Source organism: Streptomyces sp. NPDC014801, assembly GCF_043082085.1.
Taxonomy (GTDB): domain Bacteria; phylum Actinomycetota; class Actinomycetes; order Streptomycetales; family Streptomycetaceae; genus Streptomyces.
In genome coordinates this window covers 102,661-123,383 of sequence record NZ_JBIBXG010000012.1, presented here as the reverse complement: position 1 = coordinate 123,383, position 20,723 = coordinate 102,661, and the positions used below count along the sequence as shown (strand labels likewise).

The following is a 20,723-nucleotide window of genomic DNA, read 5'->3' as shown; positions in this document are numbered from 1 at the left end:
GCCGTGACGTATGTCCGGAGTGTCGCGTTATGAACATTTCTGCGTGATACCTCAAGATGTGCGCCACATCATCATTTTTCGCGACCGTTCGGCGGGAGAGCGACGGGAGAGGGGTATCGGATGAGCAGCACATCGTCGTCGCCGTACGGCTTCGTGACCGTCAGAGGGCGCGGGTACCGGCCCGAACAGGTCGACGCCTACGTCGCGGTGGTCGCCGAGGACCGGGACGCGGCGTGGGAGCGGGCGGCGCGGCTCACCGTGCTGGCCAAGGAGATGGACGGCGAGGCGCAGCGGCTGCGGGAGACGGTCGCCCGGCTGCAGCCGCAGACCTACGACGCGCTCGGGGAGGGCGCCCGGGCCCTGTACGACCTCGCCGTCCAGGAGGCGGAGGCCGTGCGGGAGCGGGCCCGGCGCGCGGCGCGGGAAGAGGTCGCGCGGGCCGAGGCGGAGGCCGAGGAGGTGTGCCGGGCGGCGCGGGAGGAAGCGGAGGCTGTGCGTGAGGAGGCCGACGAGCGGGCCCGTGAGCACCTGCTCGCGGCCCGCGCCGAGGCCGACGAGATCCGGGTCGCCGCCCGCCGCGCCATCAAGGACGCCCGGGTGCAGGCGCTGGGCGGACTGCGCGAGGTGCGCCACCGCACCGCCGGGATGCTCGCCGCGCAGGAGAAGGAGCACGCCGCGCGTCTGGCGCGGGCCGACCGGGAGGCCGTCGAGCGGGCGGAGGCCCTGGACGCCCAGCACGCCGACCTGGTGGCGCGCGCCGAGGCGGCGCTGGAGGAGGCGCGGCAGGCGTACGCCGACGCCGAGCAGTCCGGCCGCCGCCGGCAGGACCAGGCGCGGGTCGCCGCGGCCGAACTGCTCGCCGGGGCCCGGCTGTACGAGGAGCAGGTCGCCGGTGAGACGGAGCAGATCCTGCGGGAGCACGGCGAGCGCTGGGACGAGGTGTGCGCCCACATGGACCGCATGCGCAACAGCCTCACCGCGCTGACGGGCCGTCTCGTGGAGTAGGCCGGCGCGGGGAGGGTGGGCAGGCCGCCCCACCTGCGTAATTGTCATGCACCAGGCGCATGGATGCGGGTATCGTTCCCCGGCCGTGCCGTTGCGCGGCCGTCGCGTCGGCACCGCTGCCCGGCCGTCGTGCCGGCGACCGTGCCCGGCCGTCGCGCCGGCGCCGGGCCCGGCCGGTGTCCCGACATCTCGCCCGGGGGGCCTGCACCATCATGACCACCGCTCACCAGCCGTACCCGCTCCTGCCCGACGGGGCGCGCCCGTTCCCGCGCGGCCCGCTGACCGTCGCGCTCGCGGGACTGGGTGTCGCCGCGCTGGGCGATCTGTTCAGCCTGTTCGCGGGCGTGCGGCTGCGCTCGGCGATCGACGGCGACGACGGGTTCCTCTTCGCCGCGCAGCGGGAGCTGACGGACGCGGCCGACCTGTACGACACGGCCGGGCAGGTGCAGTTCGGCGCCTACCTGCTGTGCGCGGTCGCCTTCGTCGTCTGGTTCTTCCGGATGCGGCGGGCGACCGAGCCGCTCGGCCCGGACCGCTTCCGCCACGGGTCCGGCTGGGCGATCGCCGCCTGGCTGATTCCGCTGGGCAACCTGTGGCTGCCGTACCAGGTGGCCTCGGACATGTGGAGCGCGGCGACCCAGCTGCCGGAGGACGGGCCGTACCGGGCGCGGACCTGGCCGGTGACCCTGTGGTGGACGCTGTTCGCGGTCAGCACCGTCTTCGGCCGGGTCTCCGACGCGCGCTACCGCTCCGCCGAGGGGCTGGGGGAGATCAAGGGCGCGATCACCCAGTACATGATCGCCGACCTGTTGAACCTCGCCGCCGCGGCCGCCGCCGTGTACTTCGCCCTCCAACTGACGTCGATGCAGCGCCGCAAGGCCGCCGAGGGCTGGTACCGCACCTCCACGCCCTCCGCGGACGCGGCACCGGCGACCCCGCCCACCCCGCCGGCCCCGCCCGCCACGGGCGAGCCCGCCTAGTTCGGGTCCGGCGCGGGTCCGCTCACTCGGCCCCCGCCACCTGGTGGCCGTCCGGGCCGGCGGGTGCGGGGGGTTCCGGGAGCCAGTCGCGGGTCGGGGTGTACTCCAGCCAGCGGCTGCGCCCGGCGCGGGCCGCGCACGCGGCGGTCAGGCGGTCCAGCCCCGGGTGGCGGTCTCCGGTGCGCCACAGCAGGGACCAGGCGTACAGCGGTGTGGGCTCGACCAGCGGGACCGTGCGCAGCCCGGGAACCTCGGGCAGGGGCACGTCGGCGGGCAGCAGCGTGAAGCGGCGCGGGTCGTCGGCGACCTCCCGCAGGAAGTGGCTCAGGCCCAGGTTGACGCCGGCGGCCCGGTCGGGGATGCGGAACCGTTCGGCGAACTGGTGGAGGAAGTCGAGCCGGTCCAGCGCGCCGGGTGCCCACAGCACGCTGCCGCGCAACTCGTGCGGGCGCAACGCCGGCCGGGCCGCGAGCGGATGGCCGGCGGCGAGGACGGCGTCCACCGGTTCGAGGCGGACCAGACGGTGGGCCAGTCCGGGGTGCAGCGGCGGGTGGACCCGGCCGAAGGCGGCGTCGATGTCGCCGCGCAGCAGGGCCTGGGTCACCGACGGCAGGTCGCGGCCGTGGCCGAGGGTCAGCTCGCCGGCCTCGTGGGCGACTTCGGCGAGGGTCCGCATGGGCGCGTACAGGTGCCCCCAGACGTCCACGCGCAGCGGCCGGCCGGTGCCGGTGACGGCCGCGACGGCGGCGTCGGCCGCGGCGACGGCCTGACGGGCCGGCTGCAGGAAGCGCCGCCCCGCCTCGGTGAGGCCGACGGTGCCGCCGCCGCGCCGCAGCAGCCGGGTGCCGAGCAGGGACTCCAGCCGGGCGATTCGCTTGGACAGGGCCTGCTGGGAGAGGGACAGCGCGGCGGCCGCCCGCCCGAAGTGCAGTTCCTCGGCGGCACGCACGAAGGCGCGCAACTGGGCCACGTCAAGATCCACGACGTTCACCCTAGGCGACAACCATCGGTTGTCGGTCGTGCGTGATCGTTGTTGGAGCGCGGGGCGGGCCCGGGGATTGCATGGCGGCATGCGACAACTGATTCCCACGGGGGACATGGCGCGTCCGGTCGCGTTCGCCGAGGTTCCCCAGCCCGTTCCCGGGCCCGGTGAGGCCCTGGTCAAGGTGGAGGCGTTCGCGCCGAACCGGGGTGAGACGTTCCTCCTCGAACGGCCCGAGCCGGGGTGGCTGCCCGGCAAGGACGTCGCCGGTCTGGTGGTCCAGCCGGCGGCCGACGGCTCCGGACCCGGCGTCGGCACCCGCGTGGTCGGGCACCCGCCGCACGGCGGCTGGGCCGAGTACGCCGCCGTGCCCACGCATTCCCTGGCGGTGCTCCCCGACGGCGTCGACAGCGTCCGGGCCGCGGCGCTGCCGCTCGCCGGGATCACCGCCCTGCGCCTGCTGCGGACGGCCGGTTCGCCGGCCGGGCTGCGCGTCCTGCTGACCGGCGCCTCCGGCGGCGTCGGTCACTACGTCACCGAACTCGCCGTCGGCGGCGGGGCGGAGGTGACCGCGGTGACGGCGACCCCGTGGCGCGGGGAGCGGCTGGCGGCGCTGGGCGCGAGGGTGGTGCACGACGTCACGGCCGCCGAGGGCCCCTTCGACCTCGTGCTGGAGTCCACGGGCGGGCCGAACCTGCCGGCCGCCGTGTCCCTGACGCGTCCGGGCGGCACGGTCGTCTGGTTCGGGCAGGCGAGCCGCACCCCGGCGACCCTGGACTTCTTCCACCTGCTCGGCGGACCGGAACGGGTGACGATCCGTCACTTCCACTACGCCGGTGCGGCCTACGGCCGTGACCTGGACGCCCTGGTGCGGCTCGTGGACCGGGGGCGGCTGCACCCGGAGATCGGCCGGACCGAGGACTGGGCGCGCACCGCCGACACGCTGGTCGACCTGAGAGAACGCCGCATCCGCGGCAAGGCCGTCCTCACCACGGGAGGCACCCGGTGACCACCCAGGAGGACCGGAGCGCCGCGACCGCGGCCGACGACGAAAGGAACGCCATGGACGCCGCCGAGTTCGCCGCCGCGCAGAGGAGCCGGGCGCTGGGCGTGGGCGTCGACCCCCACGAGTACCAGCGCCTCACCGAGGGCCTCGGCTCCGTCGCCGACTGGGAGACGGCCTGCGCAAGCGCGGCGCGGGGCCACCTGGAGCGCGCGGAGAGCGCCGGGTCCTCCCGTTCGGCGGGTGAGTACCTGTTGGCGGCGGCCCGGTGGTTCCACGTCGCCACCCTCGCGCACGGGCCGGGAGCGCACCGCGCGGCGGCCGAGGCGGACCGGGCGCTGGGCCGGGCGCTCGGACTGCTGGAGCCGGGGGCGCGGCGGGTGACCGGCGAGGGCTTCACCGGCTGGCTGCGCGGCCCCGCCGACGCGCCCGCCACGGTGATCGTCGTCCCGGGCCTGGACTCCGCGAAGGAGGAGTTCCTCGACGTGACCTCGGCGCTGCTGGCCAGGGACCTGGCCGTGTTCGCGATGGACGGCCCCGGCCAGGGGGCGCTAGCGTCCGGCAGTACGCTCACCGCGCGCTACGAGCAGGTCGTCGGCCGGGTGGCCGACGCGCTCGGCCTGGACCGCTTCGGTGTCGTCGGGCTGAGCCTGGGCGGATACTTCGCGGCCCGGGCCGCGGCGCTGGACGCGCGCGTGGCGGCGGCCGCCACGGTCAGCGGCCCCTTCCGCCTCGACTGGGCGGACCTGCCCGGTCCGGTGCGTGACATCCTGGTCCGGCGCTGCGGCGGGGCGGACGCCGCCCGCGCCTTCGCCGCCGAGGTGGACCTGACGGCCCTGGCCCCGCGCATCGCGGCGCCGCTGCTGGTCGTGGACGGCGGGCAGGACGTCATCCCCGGCGTGGTGAACGGCGAACCGCTGGCCCGGTCGGCCCCGCACGCCACGTACCTGAACGTGCCGCACGGCGACCACCTGCTGGGCAACGCCCGCCCGGACTGGCTGCCGCACCTGGCCGACCATCTGGCGGGCCACCTGACGGACCACCGGGTGCAGTCGCCGGCCGGGGCGCACGCCTGAGGCTCGCCCGCAGCGCGGGGCGGGCCGTCCGCCGGGCGCCGGTGAGCGGGGCCGTCCCTCCCGGGGGACGGCCCCCGGGGAGGGACGGCGCTCACCCGTCCCGGCGTACCGCGCCGGCCAGGATCCAGCCCTCGACCGCCTCGTACTGGTGGCGCTGCTCCTCCGCCGTGCGGCGGCCGGAGAGCAGGGTGCCGGCCCAGCCGAGGGCGAAGCCGAGGGGGATGGTGACCAGGCCGGTCGTGGTGAACGGGAACCAGTTGAAGTCGGCCTCGGGAAAGGCGGCGACGGGCGAGCCGGAGACCAGGTTGGTGCCGGGCATCAGCAGCAGGACGGAGACCGTGCCGCCGATCAGCGTGGCCAGCAGCCCCGCGCGCGTGTACCGGCGCCAGAACAGGCTGTAGACGAGGGCCGGGGCGAGCGCGGACGCGCCGATGCAGAAGGACAGCGTGACCAGCGGCTGCAGGCTGCGGTGCTGGACCTCGGCGGCCAGCACGATCGCCAGCACGCCCACACCGAGCGCGGACAGCCGGGCCAGCAGCATCTCCCGGTGCGGCGACATCTCCCGCACGCGCGTGGCGAACACGTCGTGCGCGAGGGAGTTGGCGCAGGCGAGGATCATGCCGGCGACCGAGGCGAGCACCGTCAGGAAGATCGCCGTGGTGACCGTCGTGAACAGCAGCGTCTCCGCGTTCGACACATCGGCGCCGAACACCGCCCGTGAGCCCAGCAGGTAGGCCGTATTCCCGCGCGGGTCGGCCCCGGCGATCGCCGCCCGGCCCAGCAGCGCCGTCGCGCCGACCCCGACGATCGTCATGACCAGTACGAACAGGACCACGCAGGACACCGCCCAGGACATCGAGCGGCGCACCTGCCGGGCGCTGGAGGCGGTGTACATGCGCATGGTGATGTGCGGCAGGCACGCCCCGCCGAGCACGACCGTGAGCTGCGCGGAGATCATGTCGATGCGGGGGCTCGCCGCGCCCGCGAACTGCAGCCCGGACTGCAGGAAGGCCGGCCCCACCCCGCTCTTGGCCGCCGCCGTGTCGAACAGCGCGCCCAGGTCCCAGTCGAAGCGGTCCAGCATCAGTACGGCGACCACGGCGCCGGAGCCGAGCAGCATCACGATCTTCAGGATCTGGATCAGGGCGGTGCCCTTCATCCCGCCGATCGCCGCGTAGCTGATCATCAGCGTGCCCAGTCCGACGATGACTCCCGTCTTCAGGGAGTCGCCGGAGAAGCCGAGGATGAACGCCAGCAGCTGGCCGGTGCCGGCGAGCTGGACCAGCATCAGCGGCAGCAGCGCGGCCAGCGTCACCAGGCTCGCCGTCACCCGCACCGCCCGGCCGGGCATCCGCCGCGCGAGCGCGTCGCCCATCGTGAACCGGCCCGCGTTGCGCAGCGGTTCGGCCAGCAGGAACATCAGCAGCATCAGCGACAGGGCCGTGCTGAGGGCCAGCACGATGCCGTCGTAGCCGCACAGGGCGATGACCCCGCCGGTGCCGAGGACGGTCGCCGCGGAGATGTAGTCACCGGCGATCGCCAGGCCGTTGCGCAGCGGGGAGAGCGAGCCGTAGCCGGTGTAGAACTCGTCGAGGTCGTCGCGGTCGGGGCCGGTCATCACGCACAGCAGCAGCGTGAGCGTGGCGACGGCCGTGAACGCCATCAGGGCCATCGTCTGGGCGTTGCCGCTGAACTCCGTCATCGCACGGCCTCCCGCTTGGCGTCGACCTCGGCCTGGCGGCGGATGCGGTCCGCGATCGGATCGACGTGGCGGCGCGCGGTGTGCTCGTACACCGCCACCGCCAGCCAGGTCACGGGCAGCTGGACCAGGGCCAGCAGCAGCCCGGCGGGCAGCCCGCCGGCGAGGGGGCGCGTCATGAACGCCGGCGCGAACGCCGACAGCAGCAGGAACAGCGTGAAGTAGCCGAGGGCGGTCAGCGTGGCCGTGCGGCGCTGCCAGCGATAGGCGCTGCGCAGCACCCGCAGGTCGCTGTGGTGCCCCAGGGGACGGTGGGGACGGGGGACGGACATCCCGGTGCTCCTTGCGTGGCTCGGGTCCGAAGCGGTCGGACCGCAAGGGGGGTGGGGTCGAGCGGGGGACGCACGCTACCCGCGCGTAGTGCGGAGCGCTGCCTTTTGGCCAAACTGAGTGGTCGGTATGCGCTTGCGTGTACGCCCTGTCACGAGACTGTGACACGGAGCAGACGCGTCCGGGGCCGGGTGATCCGTAACTTGGTGGCCCAGCCATCCAGTTCAGGAGTCGTCATGCGCACCGCCTTCCGCACCGCCGTCGCCACCGTGGCCCTCCTGGGCGCGGTCGCCGTTCCCGCCACCACCGCCGTCGCGGTCACCGGCTCCCACGCCGTCCCCGCCTCAGCCGCGCGCACCGCCGCCACGACCGGCGACGCCCGCTACGACGGCTACAAGCTGTACGCCGCCCCGGGCACCCTCGCCGTCCTGCGCAACGTCCCCTCCGACGGCGGCCCCGAGGTCTGGCTGCGCGCGGTCTCCACCAAGTGGCAGCAGACCGACGGCTGGGCCGGCCGGGTCCTCGCCAAGCTCGACCGCCGCCACACCAGCGCGGTCCTGGGCGGCCGCACCTACCGCCTCACCGGCGTCAACACCGCGCAGCCCATGCTGGAGATCGCGACCAAGAGCGGCGTCGAGAAGCACCGGATGCCGGAGAAGGGCGAGGTCGGCACGCTGGTGCGCACGGTGAAGGCCCCCGACGGCACCTTCCTGCGGATCTACCGCATCGGTGTCCGCGACTACCGCGCCGAGAACGTCCACCGCCAGGTCTCCCTGGGCGTCCTGCACGCCAAGGGCGTCATCGCCGGCGGCCAGCACAACGGCCTCTACTTCGCCCTCACCCCGACCGGGCAGGCGTACAGCTGGATCGGCAACGTCAACCGGCAGCTGAAGACCGGCACCTACAAGCTGCCCAACGGCGTCCTCGCCAAGCTGTCCAAGAAGAACGGCCAGTGGGGCGTCCAGCTGGTGCGCAACGGCCACGCGGGCACGGTGCGGTACGTCTCCGGGGGCCCCGCCACGGCCGTGCAGGACGGCGACACCATCGTCGTGCTGAACGGCGACGGCTCCTTCACCAACCATGTCATCGGCGCGGCGAAGCAGGCCCCCGGGGTCTACCTCGGCGCCTGACCGACGTACCCGACGAACGCGGACCAGGCCGGCGCGGAGAACAGCAGCGCCGGCCCGACCGGGTTCTTGCTGTCCCGCACGGGGACGGAGGGGAGGGCGGCGGCGGTGACTTCGAGGCAGTTGCCGCCGCTCTCCCCGCTGTAGCTGGAGCTGCGCCAGCCGGTCAGCGCGGAGGCGTCAGGAATCCTGTGCTCGCTGTGCGTCATGCTCGTAATCCTCCGCGACCGACCGGAGCAGGGCCAGGGACTTCCGGTGCGACAACGCGTCGCCCAGCGCATGATCGTAGACGTCGTCGAGCTGGCCGACCACGGCCGGAAGCTCCCACACCCGCCCCGACTTCAGGCCCTCGACGTACGCGACGGGCGGCAGTTCGTCGAACCGCATGATCTTCACCGGCCCCTCCAGCAGGGCGTGCGTCCCCGCCCGGAACGGAAGGACGTGCACCCGGATGCGGCGGCTGTCGCCCAACTCCGCGATGTGCAGAAGCTGCTCGCACATGATCTCCGGGCCGCCGATGACCTGGCGGAGCACCGCCTCCCCCAGGAGGAGCGTCACCTTGGGTGAGTCGAAGTCGTCCAGGATGCGGGCGCGTTCGAGCCGTGTGACAAGCAGCCTGTCACGTTCCTCGTCGCTCTTCGGGGGATAGCCCGAGCCGAGCACTTCGCGTGCGTACCGCGGCGTCTGCAGGAAGCCGGGGACCAGCGTGCTCGCGTACTCCTTGATGACGACGGCCTGTTGCTCGAGCTCAGCCGCCTCCGCGAAGTGCTCGGCGACCTTGCGTCCGTCCAGCGCCGGCAGGAACCGCTCGAAGAACGCGTCCGTCCCCAGCACCTGATCCAGCCGGCGCGCGTCCTCCACGTCGGGCCGTCTGCGCCCCGCCTCGATGTGGGCGATGTGCGTGCGGGACATCACCGCACGCTGGCTCAGTTCCTCCTGAGTGAGCCCCGCCGCCTCGCGCCTGCGCCGCAGCTCCTGGCCGTACTGCTCCCGCGACCTCGGGTTGTCCTCGATGGCCATGCCGCGCAACTCCCCCTCGTGCGAACCCCGTTGTCACGCTCGGTCACCTTCCGAGGCTACCCGCGGTGACGTCACGCTGTGCGGGAATCGGCACGGAAAGTGAAGGGTGAGGTCGTGGCGGAGGAAACGCAGCAGGCGGGCGCGCAGGACGAGGGGTTCATCGCCCCGTACATCACCCTGCGGGTCTCACGGGACGGTGGCCGCACGTGGGGACCGAGGGTGACGTACCAGCCGTCGCGGGACGAGATCCCGTACGACATCGTGGGCCGGTTCCCGCCGTGCGCGTGCCCGCGGTGCCGGACCGTCAGTCGGTGAGGACGGGGAAGCGGCGCGGCGCGAGAAGGAGCAGCACCACGAACGCCAGCGCCGCCGCGCAGGCCGCGCCGACGTACACGGCGTGGACCGCGTCGGCGACGGCGTGCCGTACCGCCTCGGGTGCCCGGCCCGCGTCCCACGCGCGCGTGACGGAGTCGAGGTCGCCCGCGCCGCCGAGGCGGGAGGCGAGCACGCCGTTGGCGACCGCGCCGAAGAGGGAGGCGCCGAGGGTCTGACCGGTCTGGCGGCAGAACAGGACGGAGGCGGTGGTGGTGCCGCGCTCGGCCCAGCCGACGGTGGACTGCACGCCGACGATGAGGGGCAGCTGGAACAGGCCGAGCGCGGCGCCGAGCGTCATCATCAGCAGGATCGGCTGCCAGGCGGCGCCGGGGTAGGGCAGCAGCGGGAAGGCCAGCAGGATCAGGGCCGCCGCGCCGATGCCGAGCAGCGCGGTGTCGCGGAAGCCGATGCGCCGGTACACGTGCTGGCTGAGGGCGGCCGAGGCCGGCCAGGTCAGGGTCCACACGGACAGGACGAAGCCGGCGGCGACCGGGCCGAGGCCGAGCACGGACTGGGCGTAGGTGGGCAGGAAGACGGACGGGGCGACCATCAGCAGGCCCAGGCCGCCGAGGGCGAGGTTGACCGCGGCGATGGTGCGGCGCCGCCACACCCAGCCGGGGATGATCGGCTCGGCGGCGCGGCGCTCGATCAGGACGACGGCGACGGCGAGGGCGAGGCCGGCCGCGAACAGGGCGACGGAGGGCGGGGACAGCCAGGGCCAGGCCACGCCGCCCTGTACGAGCGCGGTCAGCAGGACGCCGCCGCACGCGAAGACGGCGAGGGCGCCCGCCCAGTCGACCCGCGCGCGGGAGGGCCGTTCGCGCCGCGGCTCGTGCAGGTGACGCACGATCAGCCACAGGGCGAGGGCGCCGACGGGCAGGTTGACCAGGAAGATCCACCGCCAGTCGGCGTACGCGGCGAGCAGGCCGCCGAGGCCGGGCCCGGCGATCGCGGACACCGCCCACACCGTGGACAGCTTGGACTGGATCCGGGGCCGCTCCTTGAGCGGGTACAGGTCGGCGGCGAGGGTCTGCACGGTGCCCTGGAGCGCGCCGCCGCCGAGGCCTTGCAGGATGCGGAAGGCGATGAGGGAGTTCATGTCCCAGGCGAGCGCGCACAGCAGGGAGCCGGCCAGGAACACGGCGGCGCCGACGACCAGGACGGGCTTGCGGCCGAAGGTGTCGGACAGCTTGCCGTACACCGGCAGGGTGACGGTCACGGCGAGCAGGTAGCCGGAGAACAGCCAGGAGAAGACGGAGAAGCCGCCGAGGTCGCCGACGATCTGCGGGACGGCGGTGGCGACGACGGTGGAGTCCAGCGCGGCCAGCGCCATCGCCAGCATCAGCGCGGCGACCACCGCACCCCGCCGCCCGGTGCCGGACCGCGGGGCGGCCTCGTCGCGCGTCACTGGTCTCGCTGTGTCCACCGGGATCCCCCTCGCACCGTGTATGTGGCCCTTGCAGCTATCTGTCGGGGACAGCTTCCCACTTGAGCCTGACGCGACGGGAGGGTGCACCCTGAGTGGGCCGCAGGGTGGAGAGCGACCCCGAGTGCCCCTCCACCCGGCGGTGGAGTGCCCCTAGGGGTTCCTCCGCACTCGGGCCCGGGGAGGGTTCGTCCCCCTGGAGGACGAGCCGCGCCGGGTGGCGTCCTTAGTCTGGCTTTACGCCGCTGGGGGGCGGCTGACCGAACCACCGGGGTGGGGTTTTCCCCCGCCCCAAGACGGGGCTTCACACCAGCGCGCGGCACCCCTGCCGCCCGCGAGACTCGATGCCGTACCCGACGGAGAAACCACCGAGCACCGCCGAGGCGTGAGCAGGGGCCTCGCTGTCGATTCTGCCGACCGATATAGGAGACATACCGTGACTTCGGCTGTGACCATTCCCAGGCACGGGGGCACTGGAGGGACTACGGCCGTCGCCGCGCGGGCGCGGCAGGTCGTCAAGGCCTATGGGTCGGGGGAGACGCGCGTCGTCGCCCTGGACCACGTGGACGTGGACATCGCCCGCGGGCAGTTCACCGCGATCATGGGTCCCTCGGGGTCCGGCAAGTCCACGCTGATGCACTGCCTCGCCGGGCTCGACACGGTGACGAGCGGGCAGATCTACCTGGACGAGACCGAGATCACCGGGCTGAAGGACAAGAAGCTGACCCGGCTGCGGCGCGACCGCATCGGGTTCATCTTCCAGGCGTTCAACCTGCTGCCGACGCTGAGCGCGCTGGAGAACATCACGCTCCCGATGGACATCGCCGGCCGCAAGCCCGACCGGCAGTGGCTCGGGCGTGTGGTGGACACCGTCGGGCTCGGCGGCCGCCTCAAGCACCGGCCCAACCAGCTCTCCGGCGGCCAGCAGCAGCGTGTCGCCGTCGCCCGGGCGCTCGCCGCCCGGCCGGAGATCATCTTCGGTGACGAGCCGACCGGCAACCTGGACTCGCGGGCGGGCGCCGAAGTGCTCGGCTTCCTGCGCCGCAGCGTGGACGAGCTGGGCCAGACCATCGTGATGGTCACCCACGACCCGGTCGCGGCGTCGTACGCCGACCGCGTGCTGTACCTCGCCGACGGCCGCATCGTCGACGAGATGTACCAGCCGACGGCCGATCAGGTCCTGGACCGCATGAAGGACTTCGACGCCCGGGGGCGCACGTCATGACCGTGCTGAAGACCTCGCTGCGCAACTTCTTCGCGCACAAGGGCCGGATGGCGCTCTCGGCGGTCGCCGTGCTGCTGTCGGTGGCGTTCGTGTGCGGGACGCTGGTGTTCACGGACACCATGAACACCACCTTCGACAAGCTGTTCGCCGCCACCTCCTCGGACGTCACGGTCAGCGCCCGGGGCGCCTCCGACACCGGGGAGACCACCTCCGACAACGGCAAGCCGCCGGTGATGCCGGCGTCCGTGGTGGACAAGGTGCGCCGCGTGCACGGCGTGCAGTCCGCCGAGGGCACCGTCTTCTCCACCTCGGTGACCGTCGTCGACGCCGACAAGGACAGCCTGTCGCCGACCTCCGGCGGCCCGACCATCGTGGGCAGCTGGAACGGCAACGACGCCCGCACCATGAAGATCACCGAAGGCGCGGCGCCGCGGGGGCCCGGCCAGGTGATGGTCGACGAGGACACCGCCGACAAGCACCACCTCAAGCTCGGTGACGAACTCGGCGTGATCAGCGCGATCGGCACGCACACCGCGAAGATCTCCGGCATCGCCGCCTTCCAGGTCACCAACCCCGGCGCCGCGATCTTCTACCTGGACACGAAGACCGCCCAGACCACGCTCGTCGGGCAGAGCGGTGTGTACACCAACGTCAACGTCACCGCCGCGCCCGGCGTCAGCGACGAGCAGCTCAAGAAGGACGTCGTCGCGGGCATCGGCGGCGGCTACAAGGTGCAGACCGCCAAGGAGACCGCCGACGCCAACCAGAAGGACGTCGAGGGCTTCCTGAACGTCATGAAGTACGCGATGCTCGGCTTCGCCGGGATCGCCTTCCTCGTCGGCATCTTCCTGATCATCAACACGTTCTCCATGCTGGTCGCCCAGCGCACCCGGGAGATCGGCCTGATGCGCGCCATCGGCTCCTCCCGCAAGCAGGTCAACCGCTCGGTGCTGCTGGAGGCGCTGCTGCTCGGCGTCGTCGGCTCGGTGCTCGGCGCGGCGGCGGGCGTGGGCATCGCCGTCGGCCTGATGAAGCTCATGGGCCAGATGGGGATGCACCTGTCCACCGACGACCTCACCGTCGCCTGGACCACCCCGGTGGTCGGCCTCGTCCTCGGCGTGGTCGTGACGGTCCTGGCGGCCTACCTGCCGGCCCGGCGCGCAGGCAAGATCTCGCCCATGGCCGCGCTGCGCGACGCGGGCACCCCGGCCGACGTCAAGGCGGGCTGGGTGCGCGCCCTGGTGGGCCTGGCGCTGACCGGCGCCGGCGGGGCGTGCCTGTACCTGACCGCCCAGGCGGACAAGGCGAGCCAGGGGTCGCTGTGGCTGGGCCTCGGCGTGGTGCTGAGCCTGGTCGGGTTCGTGGTCGTCGGCCCGGTGCTCGCGGGCGGCCTGGTCCGCGTCCTGGGCGCGGTCCTGCTGCGCGGCTTCGGCCCCGTCGGGCGGATGGCCGAGCGCAACGCGCTGCGCAACCCGCGCCGCACCGGCGCGACCGGCGCCGCGCTGATGATCGGGCTGGCGCTGGTGGCGTGCCTGTCGGTGGTCGGCTCCTCGATGGTCGCCTCCGCGACGAGCGAGCTGGACAAGTCCGTCGGCACCGACTTCATCGTGCAGTCCGACAGCGGTCAGCTGATCACCCCGCAGGCGGTGCGGGCGGCCAAGTCCGTGCCCGGACTGGAGCGGGTCACCGAGTACAAGGTCCTCGACGCCACGCTGACCACGCCCGACGGGCGCACGACGAAGAAGGAGACCATCAACGCCGCCGACCCGACGTACGCGCAGGACGTGCGCACCAAGACGGTCGCCGGCCGCCTCGAGGACGCCTACCGGCCCGACTCGATGTCCGTCTTCGAGGGCTTCGCCAAGGACCACGGCATCAAGCTCGGCTCGACGGTCGCGGTCGCCTTCAAGGACGGCTCCACGGCCCGGCTCACGGTCCGCGCGATCACCAGCGACGACGTGGTGATCGACAAGGGCGCGATGTACACCTCCGTCGCGACGATGGCGAAGTACGTCCCGGCCGAGAGGATGCCGCTGGACATGCTGCTCTTCGCCACCGCCAAGGACGGGCAGCAGGACGCCGCGTACCAGGCGCTGAAGGCGAAGCTGCACGACTACCCGCAGTACACGGTGCGCGACCAGACCGACTACAAGCAGGCGCTGAAGGACCAGATCGGGCAGCTGCTGAACATGATCTACGGCCTGCTGGCGCTGGCGATCATCGTGGCGATCCTCGGTGTGGTGAACACGCTGGCCCTGTCCGTGATCGAGCGGACCCGGGAGATCGGCCTGATGCGCGCCATCGGCCTCTCGCGCCGGCAGCTGCGCCGCATGATCCGCCTGGAGTCGGTGGTGATCGCCCTCTTCGGCGCCCTGCTGGGCCTGGGGCTGGGCATGGGCTGGGGCGCGACGGCGCAGAAGCTGCTCGCCCTGGAGGGGATGAACGTCCTGGAGATCCCCTGGCCGACGATCACGGGCGTGTTCATCGGCTCGGCCTTCGTGGGCCTGTTCGCCGCGCTGATCCCGGCGTTCCGGGCGGGCCGCATGAACGTCCTGAACGCCATCGCGACGGACTAGCCGCGCGGGCCGGACGGGACCGGGGACGCGCCACCGTGGACGGGGGTCACGGTGGCGCGTTTCGTCGTGCCCGGCCGGGACGGGCGGGTGGGGAACGTCTCCGGCTGTCGTTTCCGGTTGTCGTTTCGGTTGTCCACAGGCCCGACGGTCACCGCCGCAGCGACGTACGCTGGACACCCCCGGCCCTCTTGGCCGGGGCGCTCGTGTTGCCCAGCCCCAGGATGGAACCCGCCCTCCATGAGCCTGCACGGTCTGCTCGACGCCGTCGTCAAGGACGCCGCCCTCGCGGAAGCGATCACGGCGGCCGCCGACGGCAACCGTATGCACGTCGACCTCGTGGGCCCCCCGGCGGCCCGCCCCTTCACCATCGCCGCGCTCGCCCGCGAGTCCGGCCGCCCGGTCCTCGCGGTCACCGCGACCGGCCGCGAGGCCGAGGACCTGGCGGCGGCGCTGCGCTCCCTACTGCCCCCCGAGGGCGTCGTGGAGTACCCCTCGTGGGAGACCCTCCCGCACGAGCGGCTCAGCCCGCGCAGCGACACCGTCGGCCGCCGCCTCGCCGTGCTGCGCCGCCTGGCCCACCCGAGCGCCGACGACCCCGAGACCGGCCCGGTCTCCGTCGTCGTCGCCCCCGTGCGGTCCGTGCTGCAGCCGCAGGTCCAGGGCCTCGGCGACCTGGAGCCGGTGGCCCTGCGCAGCGGCCAGAGCGCCGACCTGAACGACGTCGTCGAAGCGCTCGCGGCCGCGGCGTACGCGCGCGTGGAGCTGGTGGAGAAGCGCGGCGAGTTCGCCGTGCGCGGCGGCATCCTGGACGTCTTCCCGCCCACCGAGGAACACCCCCTGCGGGTGGAGTTCTGGGGCGACGACGTCGAGGAGATCCGCTACTTCAAGGTCGCCGACCAGCGCTCCCTGGAGGTCGCCGAGCACGGCCTGTGGGCGCCGCCCTGCCGGGAGCTGCTGCTCACCGACGACGTGCGGGCCCGCGCGCGTGCCCTCGCCGAGGAGCACCCGGAGCTCGGCGAACTGCTGAACAAGATCGCCGAGGGCATCGCCGTGGAGGGCATGGAGTCCCTCGCCCCGGTCCTCGTCGACGACATGGAGCTGCTGCTCGACGTGCTGCCCAAGGGCTCGATGGCCGTCGTGTGCGACCCCGAGCGGGTGCGTACCCGGGCCACGGACCTGGTGGCGACCAGCCAGGAGTTCCTGCAGGCGTCCTGGGCGGCCACGGCCGGCGGCGGCGAGGCGCCCATCGACGTCGGCGCGGCCTCCCTGTGGTCCCTCGCCGACGTCCGCGACCGGGCGCGCGAGCTGGACATGATGTGGTGGTCGGTGTCGCCCTTCGCCGCCGACGCGGAGCTCGACGCGGACACCCTCACTCTCGGCATGCACGCCCCGGAGGCCTACCGCGGCGACACCGCGCGGGCGCTCGCCGACACCAAGGGCTGGCTCGCCGACGGCTGGCGCACCGTCTTCGTCACCGAGGGCCACGGCCCGGCCGCCCGCACGGTGGAGGTGCTCGGCGGGGAGGGCATCGCCGCCCGCCTCGACATCGACCTCGGCGAGGTGTCCCCGTCGGTCGTGCACGTGGCGTGCGGCTGCATCGACAACGGCTTCGTCGACCCGCGGCTGAAGCTGGCCGTGCTCACCGAGACCGACCTGACCGGGCAGAAGGCGGCCGGCCGCGACGGCGCCCGCATGCCCGCGCGGCGCCGCAAGACGATCGACCCGCTCACCCTGGAGGCGGGCGACTACATCGTCCACGAGCAGCACGGCGTGGGCCGCTACATCGAGATGGTGCAGCGCACCGTGCAGGGCGCCACGCGCGAGTACCTGGTCGTGGAGTACGCGCCCGCCAAGCGCGGCCAGCCCGGCGACCGGCTGTACATCCCCACCGACCAGCTGGAGCAGATCACCAAGTACGTCGGCGGCGAGGCGCCCACGCTGCACCGGCTGGGCGGCGCCGACTGGACGAAGACCAAGGCGCGCGCGAAGAAGGCCGTCAAGGAGATCGCCGCCGACCTGATCAAGCTCTACAGCGCCCGCATGGCCGCTCCGGGTCACGCCTTCGGCGCGGACACGCCGTGGCAGCGCGAGCTGGAGGACGCCTTCCCCTACGCGGAGACCCCGGACCAGCTCACCACCATCGCCGAGGTCAAGGAGGACATGGAGAAGTCGGTCCCCATGGACCGCCTGATCTGCGGCGACGTCGGCTACGGCAAGACCGAGATCGCGGTGCGGGCCGCGTTCAAGGCGGTGCAGGACGGCAAGCAGGTCGCCGTCCTCGTCCCCACCACGCTGCTGGTGCAGCAGCACTTCGGGACGTTCTCCGAGCGGTACGCGCAGTTCCCGGTGAACGTGAAGGCGCTCTCCCGCTTCCAGACCGACACCGAGGCCAAGGCCGTGCTGGAGGGCCTGCGCGACGGCTCGGTGGACATCGTCATCGGCACCCACCGGCTGTTCTCCTCGGAGACGAAGTTCAAGGACCTCGGCCTGGTCATCGTCGACGAGGAGCAGCGCTTCGGCGTCGAGCACAAGGAACAGCTGAAGAAGCTGCGCGCCAACGTCGACGTGCTGACCATGTCCGCAACCCCGATCCCGCGCACCCTGGAGATGGCGGTCACCGGCATCCGCGAGATGTCGACGATCACCACCCCGCCGGAGGAGCGCCACCCGGTGCTCACCTTCGTCGGGCCCTACGAGGAGAAGCAGATCGGCGCGGCCATCCGCCGTGAGCTGCTGCGCGAGGGCCAGGTCTTCTACATCCACAACCGGGTGGAGTCCATCGACCGGGCGGCGGCGCGGCTGCGCGAGATCGTGCCCGAGGCGCGGATCGCGACCGCGCACGGCCAGATGTCGGAGTCGGCACTGGAGCAGGTCGTCGTCGACTTCTGGGAGAAGAAGTTCGACGTGCTGGTCTCCACGACGATCGTCGAGTCCGGCATCGACATCGCCAACGCCAACACGCTCATCGTGGAGCGCGGCGACACCTTCGGCCTGTCCCAGCTGCACCAGCTGCGCGGCCGCGTCGGCCGTGGACGCGAGCGCGGGTACGCCTACTTCCTGTACCCGCCGGAGAAGCCGCTCACCGAGACCGCGCACGAGCGGCTCGCGACCATCGCCCAGCACACGGAGATGGGCGCGGGCATGTACGTGGCGATGAAGGACCTGGAGATCCGCGGCGCGGGCAACCTGCTCGGCGGCGAGCAGTCCGGGCACATCGCGGGCGTCGGCTTCGACCTGTACGTGCGCATGGTCGGCGAGGCCGTCGCCGACTACCGGCGCCAGCTGGAGACGGGCGAGATCGAGGAAGAGGCGCCGCTGGAGGTCAAGATCGAGCTGCCGGTCGACGCGCACGTCCCGCACGACTACGCGCCCGGCGAGCGGCTGCGCCTGCAGGCCTACCGGGCCATCGCCTCCGCCAACAGCGAGGAGGACGTCAAGAACGTCCGCGAAGAACTCACCGACCGCTACGGCAAGCTGCCCGAGCCGGTGGAGAACCTGCTGCTGGTGGCGGGCCTGCGGATGCTCGCGCGGGCCTGCGGCGTCGGCGAGATCGTGCTCCAGGGCGCCAACATCCGCTTCGCGCCGGTGGAGTTGCGCGAGTCGCAGGAACTGCGCCTGAAGCGGCTCTACCCGGGCAGCGTCATCAAGCCGGCCACGCACCAGGTGCTCGTCCCGCGCCCGAAGACGGCGAGGGTCGGCGGCAAGCCGCTGGTCGGCCGCGAACTGCTGGCCTGGGTGGGCGAGTTCCTGACGTCGGTGCTGGACTCGTGACGGGGTCGGCCCGGCCGCGGCCGGGCCGCCCGTGACCGACGCGGCGCGCGGCCCGCGGTGACACGGGCGAAGCCGCCCTCCGGAGCCGATGGCTCCGCGGGCGGCTTCGACCTGGGTCCTGCGTCGCGGCAGGGTCTACTGCTGGTCCGGCCGGTCACGCTCCATGCCGAGTCGCTGCTCGGCCTGGCGCTGCGCGGCGTCGACCTGGTCCTCGTACTTCCCGCCAGTCCGGTCGTTGACGTTCTTCTCGGCGGCGTCGGACATGTCCTTGGCTTTGTCCTGCACCTGCTTGTTCTGGCGGAACCTGTCCAAGAGGCCCATGCGGAAGCTCCTTCCGGTGAGAACTCCCTTCCGACCATACGCCCGGTACGCCTGAGATGCCCAAATAAGCCGGAATTTGTCTGAACCTCTCGGCGGTTACGGTGTGTACACGTCGACCGTGCGGGAAGAAGTCACCCTGCGGGGCGGCGGAACCGATCGGAGCAAGGGGAGGGACGCACCGTGAGGTGTCTGAGGGGCGGGGTCACGGCTGCCGCCGTACTGATGCTGGGCGTCACGGGCTGCACGCAGCAGACACCGGGCGCCGGCGGACCGGAGGGCTCGGCCGGCGACGGACACTCCGTCAGCCCGCTGGACAACCCGGACGGCACCAAACCCGGCCTCGCGCCCCTCACCTCCGCGGCCGACCGCGCCCGGGGCCGCGCCCTCATCGAGAAGGTCGCGACCAAGGGCCGCGGCCCCAAGACGGGATACGAGCGCGACAAGTTCGGCTACGCCTGGATGGACTCCGTCCCCGGCGACGTGCCGTACGCCCACAACGGCTGCGACACCCGCAACGACCTGCTGCGGCGCGACGGCCAGGACGTCCGTTTCCGCAAAGGTTCCACCTGCGTGGTCGTCTCGATGACCCTGCACGACCCCTACACCGGCAAGACCATCGAGTGGACCAAGTCCCGCGCCACCACGGTGCAGATCGACCACGTCATGCCGCTGTCGTACGACTGGCAGATGGGTGCCTCGCGCTGGACCAAGGACAAGCGTGAGGCCATCGCCAACGACCCGCTCAACCTCATCCCGGTCGACGGGCCGACCAACGGCGCCAAGAGCGACTCCGGACCGGCGACCTGGCTGCCGCCGGACAAGGGGATCCGCTGCGCCTACGTCGTGCGCTTCGCACAGGTGTCGCTGAAGTACGCGCTGCCGGTCACCGCGGCGGACAAGCAGATGATGCTCGGTCAGTGCGCCTGAGGGCGATGATGCCCGGTCAGTGCGCCTGAGGGGCGCAGGCATGGCCTGCGCCCCTCATCCCCTCCCCTCGGGTCCCCCCCCTCGGGCCCCGCGTAGGGTCGCCCCCCTCGGGCCGGCGGTCAGGCGGTCTTGAGCGACGCCGCGACGTGCTGTGCGACCTTCTTCGCCGCGGCGGCGCCGTTGCCGGAGCCGGCCGTGGACATCACCGTGGCCAGGTTGCTGCCGACGCGCACGGCCATCAGCGTGGTGCCGTTCTCCCACCCGGGGCTGGTCAGCGTGAGGGTGTAGGCCTCGTCGCCGATCCCCTCGGCGGCCTTGCCCGTGACCCGCACCTTGACGTGGTCGGTGGCGTCCGTGAACGTCGCGCACTCGGTGGCCACGCGCAGCACCTCCCGCATCACCGTCGTCGCGGTGGTGCCCTGGAAGGCGTCGATCTCCTGGGCGATCTCCTCGGTCCGGTCCTGGTTGGCGAAGTCGCTCTGCGCGAACGACACACCGCCCTTGTATCCGGTCACGTCGATCCAGGAGGTGTTCTCCAGCTTGGTGCAGTCCGTCTTGGCGGTGTTCTTGGCGCTCGGCGCGAGGTAGGTGGTGCCGCTGTCCACGTTGCCGTCCGCGACCGGGGAGAGCCCGGCCGGCATCACGGAGGCCGGGGCCAGCGCCTGCTTGAGCCGCGCGCCCGTCGCCAGGCCCGCGTTGGGGTCCTTCGCCTTCGCCGGGGCGGCGGAGGCGGCGGGCTTGTCGTCGGCCTTGTCCTGGCCGGACTGGCAGCCCGTCAGGGCCGCGGCGGTCGCGGTGACCAGGCAGAGAGCGGTGGCGGCGAGAGCGGTGCGACGCATGGGGGTTCCTCGGTGGGGATGGGTGAGTACGGGGTGCCGTC

The 20,723-nt window shown here is 72.9% G+C and carries 17 protein-coding genes; 9 read left to right on the top strand and 8 right to left on the bottom strand.

Annotation, left to right across the window (positions count from 1 at the left end; genetic code table 11):
- Window positions 1-120: 120 nt before the first annotated feature.
- Window positions 121-1,005 (top strand): cellulose-binding protein, encoded by an 885-nt coding sequence (locus ACF1AL_RS28345; protein WP_391828004.1) that lies wholly within the window; start codon window positions 121-123, stop codon window positions 1,003-1,005.
- A gap of 212 nt (window positions 1,006-1,217) precedes the next feature.
- Window positions 1,218-1,985 (top strand): DUF4328 domain-containing protein, encoded by a 768-nt coding sequence (locus tag ACF1AL_RS28340; RefSeq protein WP_391828002.1) that lies wholly within the window; start codon window positions 1,218-1,220, stop codon window positions 1,983-1,985.
- A gap of 22 nt (window positions 1,986-2,007) precedes the next feature.
- Here the strand turns inward: ACF1AL_RS28340 and ACF1AL_RS28335 are convergent, their stop codons facing one another.
- The gene (locus ACF1AL_RS28335) at window positions 2,008-2,967 is read right to left on the bottom strand and encodes a LysR family transcriptional regulator (RefSeq protein ID WP_391828000.1); all 960 of its coding nucleotides are present in this window, start codon (window positions 2,965-2,967) and stop codon (window positions 2,008-2,010) included.
- An 88-nt stretch (window positions 2,968-3,055) separates the two neighbouring features.
- Between ACF1AL_RS28335 and ACF1AL_RS28330 the strand changes: the two genes are divergently transcribed.
- Both ACF1AL_RS28330 and ACF1AL_RS28325 read left to right on the top strand, forming a co-directional pair.
- Window positions 3,056-3,976 (top strand): zinc-binding dehydrogenase, encoded by a 921-nt coding sequence (locus tag ACF1AL_RS28330; protein ID WP_391704747.1) that lies wholly within the window; start codon window positions 3,056-3,058, stop codon window positions 3,974-3,976.
- A 53-nt stretch (window positions 3,977-4,029) separates the two neighbouring features.
- Window positions 4,030-5,046 (top strand): alpha/beta hydrolase family protein, encoded by a 1,017-nt coding sequence (locus ACF1AL_RS28325; RefSeq protein ID WP_391828138.1) that lies wholly within the window; start codon window positions 4,030-4,032, stop codon window positions 5,044-5,046.
- Between the two features lie 91 nt (window positions 5,047-5,137).
- Here the strand turns inward: ACF1AL_RS28325 and ACF1AL_RS28320 are convergent, their stop codons facing one another.
- Together ACF1AL_RS28320 and ACF1AL_RS28315 are read right to left on the bottom strand one after the other, a co-directional pair.
- Window positions 5,138-6,748, bottom strand: a complete 1,611-nt coding sequence (locus ACF1AL_RS28320; RefSeq protein WP_391704744.1) for a cation acetate symporter — start codon at window positions 6,746-6,748, stop codon at window positions 5,138-5,140.
- Window positions 6,745-7,077, bottom strand: a complete 333-nt coding sequence (locus tag ACF1AL_RS28315; RefSeq protein WP_386417122.1) for a DUF485 domain-containing protein — start codon at window positions 7,075-7,077, stop codon at window positions 6,745-6,747. The genes ACF1AL_RS28320 and ACF1AL_RS28315 overlap by 4 nt, the downstream gene beginning before the upstream one ends.
- 234 nt (window positions 7,078-7,311) lie before the next feature.
- Between ACF1AL_RS28315 and ACF1AL_RS28310 the strand changes: the two genes are divergently transcribed.
- Window positions 7,312-8,205, top strand: a complete 894-nt coding sequence (locus ACF1AL_RS28310; RefSeq protein WP_391827998.1) for a hypothetical protein — start codon at window positions 7,312-7,314, stop codon at window positions 8,203-8,205.
- On the opposite strand, the gene ACF1AL_RS28305 is transcribed toward ACF1AL_RS28310, so the two are convergent.
- The 3 genes from ACF1AL_RS28305 to ACF1AL_RS28295 form a co-directional block, all read right to left on the bottom strand.
- Window positions 8,190-8,411, bottom strand: a complete 222-nt coding sequence (locus ACF1AL_RS28305) for a DUF397 domain-containing protein (protein WP_391827996.1) — start codon at window positions 8,409-8,411, stop codon at window positions 8,190-8,192. The two genes, ACF1AL_RS28310 and ACF1AL_RS28305, sit on opposite strands and share 16 nt — an antisense overlap.
- Window positions 8,383-9,222, bottom strand: a complete 840-nt coding sequence (locus ACF1AL_RS28300) for a Scr1 family TA system antitoxin-like transcriptional regulator (RefSeq protein ID WP_391660801.1) — start codon at window positions 9,220-9,222, stop codon at window positions 8,383-8,385. The genes ACF1AL_RS28305 and ACF1AL_RS28300 overlap by 29 nt, the downstream gene beginning before the upstream one ends.
- 304 nt (window positions 9,223-9,526) lie before the next feature.
- On the bottom strand, window positions 9,527-11,005 hold the full coding sequence (locus ACF1AL_RS28295; RefSeq protein WP_391821155.1) for an MFS transporter: 1,479 nt from the start codon (window positions 11,003-11,005) through the stop codon (window positions 9,527-9,529).
- A gap of 454 nt (window positions 11,006-11,459) precedes the next feature.
- On the opposite strand from ACF1AL_RS28295, the gene ACF1AL_RS28290 reads away from it, so the two are divergent.
- The 3 genes from ACF1AL_RS28290 to mfd all read left to right on the top strand — a co-directional run bounded on the left by ACF1AL_RS28290 (window position 11,460) and on the right by mfd (window position 18,595).
- Entirely contained in the window at window positions 11,460-12,248 is a 789-nt protein-coding gene (locus tag ACF1AL_RS28290) for an ABC transporter ATP-binding protein (RefSeq protein ID WP_366835673.1), read from the top strand.
- A complete protein-coding gene (locus ACF1AL_RS28285) occupies window positions 12,245-14,824 on the top strand; it encodes an ABC transporter permease (protein WP_391821154.1) in 2,580 nt (859 codons plus the stop codon). The genes ACF1AL_RS28290 and ACF1AL_RS28285 overlap by 4 nt, the downstream gene beginning before the upstream one ends.
- Window positions 14,825-15,061: 237 nt before the next feature.
- Window positions 15,062-18,595 carry a transcription-repair coupling factor gene (gene mfd, locus ACF1AL_RS28280; RefSeq protein WP_391827994.1) on the top strand — a complete coding sequence of 1,178 codons (3,534 nt, stop codon included), beginning with the start codon at window positions 15,062-15,064 and terminating at the stop codon, window positions 18,593-18,595.
- Between the two features lie 135 nt (window positions 18,596-18,730).
- On the opposite strand, the gene ACF1AL_RS28275 is transcribed toward mfd, so the two are convergent.
- Window positions 18,731-18,916, bottom strand: a complete 186-nt coding sequence (locus ACF1AL_RS28275) for an antitoxin (protein WP_366835676.1) — start codon at window positions 18,914-18,916, stop codon at window positions 18,731-18,733.
- 222 nt (window positions 18,917-19,138) lie between these two features.
- On the opposite strand from ACF1AL_RS28275, the gene ACF1AL_RS28270 reads away from it, so the two are divergent.
- Complete coding sequence (locus tag ACF1AL_RS28270) at window positions 19,139-19,843, top strand: HNH endonuclease family protein (protein ID WP_391660852.1); 705 nt, start codon at window positions 19,139-19,141, stop codon at window positions 19,841-19,843.
- Window positions 19,844-19,962: 119 nt separating this feature from the next.
- Here ACF1AL_RS28270 and ACF1AL_RS28265 read toward each other — a convergent pair whose 3' ends face one another.
- A complete protein-coding gene (locus ACF1AL_RS28265) occupies window positions 19,963-20,682 on the bottom strand; it encodes a hypothetical protein (protein ID WP_386417111.1) in 720 nt (239 codons plus the stop codon).
- Between the last annotated feature and the right edge of the window lie 41 nt (window positions 20,683-20,723).

Coding starts and splice junctions, on each gene's coding strand:
- ACF1AL_RS28265 (WP_386417111.1), bottom strand. CDS start 20,682: ATGCGTCGCACCGCTCTCGCCGCCACCGCTCTCTGCCTGGTCACCGCG.
- ACF1AL_RS28305 (WP_391827996.1), bottom strand. CDS start 8,411: ATGACGCACAGCGAGCACAGGATTCCTGACGCCTCCGCGCTGACCGGC.
- ACF1AL_RS28275 (WP_366835676.1), bottom strand. CDS start 18,916: ATGGGCCTCTTGGACAGGTTCCGCCAGAACAAGCAGGTGCAGGACAAA.
- ACF1AL_RS28340 (WP_391828002.1), top strand. CDS start 1,218: ATGACCACCGCTCACCAGCCGTACCCGCTCCTGCCCGACGGGGCGCGC.
- mfd (WP_391827994.1), top strand. CDS start 15,062: ATGAGCCTGCACGGTCTGCTCGACGCCGTCGTCAAGGACGCCGCCCTC.
- ACF1AL_RS28300 (WP_391660801.1), bottom strand. CDS start 9,222: ATGGCCATCGAGGACAACCCGAGGTCGCGGGAGCAGTACGGCCAGGAG.
- ACF1AL_RS28270 (WP_391660852.1), top strand. CDS start 19,139: ATGCTGGGCGTCACGGGCTGCACGCAGCAGACACCGGGCGCCGGCGGA.
- ACF1AL_RS28310 (WP_391827998.1), top strand. CDS start 7,312: ATGCGCACCGCCTTCCGCACCGCCGTCGCCACCGTGGCCCTCCTGGGC.
- ACF1AL_RS28345 (WP_391828004.1), top strand. CDS start 121: ATGAGCAGCACATCGTCGTCGCCGTACGGCTTCGTGACCGTCAGAGGG.
- ACF1AL_RS28330 (WP_391704747.1), top strand. CDS start 3,056: ATGCGACAACTGATTCCCACGGGGGACATGGCGCGTCCGGTCGCGTTC.
- ACF1AL_RS28315 (WP_386417122.1), bottom strand. CDS start 7,077: ATGTCCGTCCCCCGTCCCCACCGTCCCCTGGGGCACCACAGCGACCTG.
- ACF1AL_RS28285 (WP_391821154.1), top strand. CDS start 12,245: ATGACCGTGCTGAAGACCTCGCTGCGCAACTTCTTCGCGCACAAGGGC.
- ACF1AL_RS28320 (WP_391704744.1), bottom strand. CDS start 6,748: ATGACGGAGTTCAGCGGCAACGCCCAGACGATGGCCCTGATGGCGTTC.
- ACF1AL_RS28325 (WP_391828138.1), top strand. CDS start 4,030: ATGGACGCCGCCGAGTTCGCCGCCGCGCAGAGGAGCCGGGCGCTGGGC.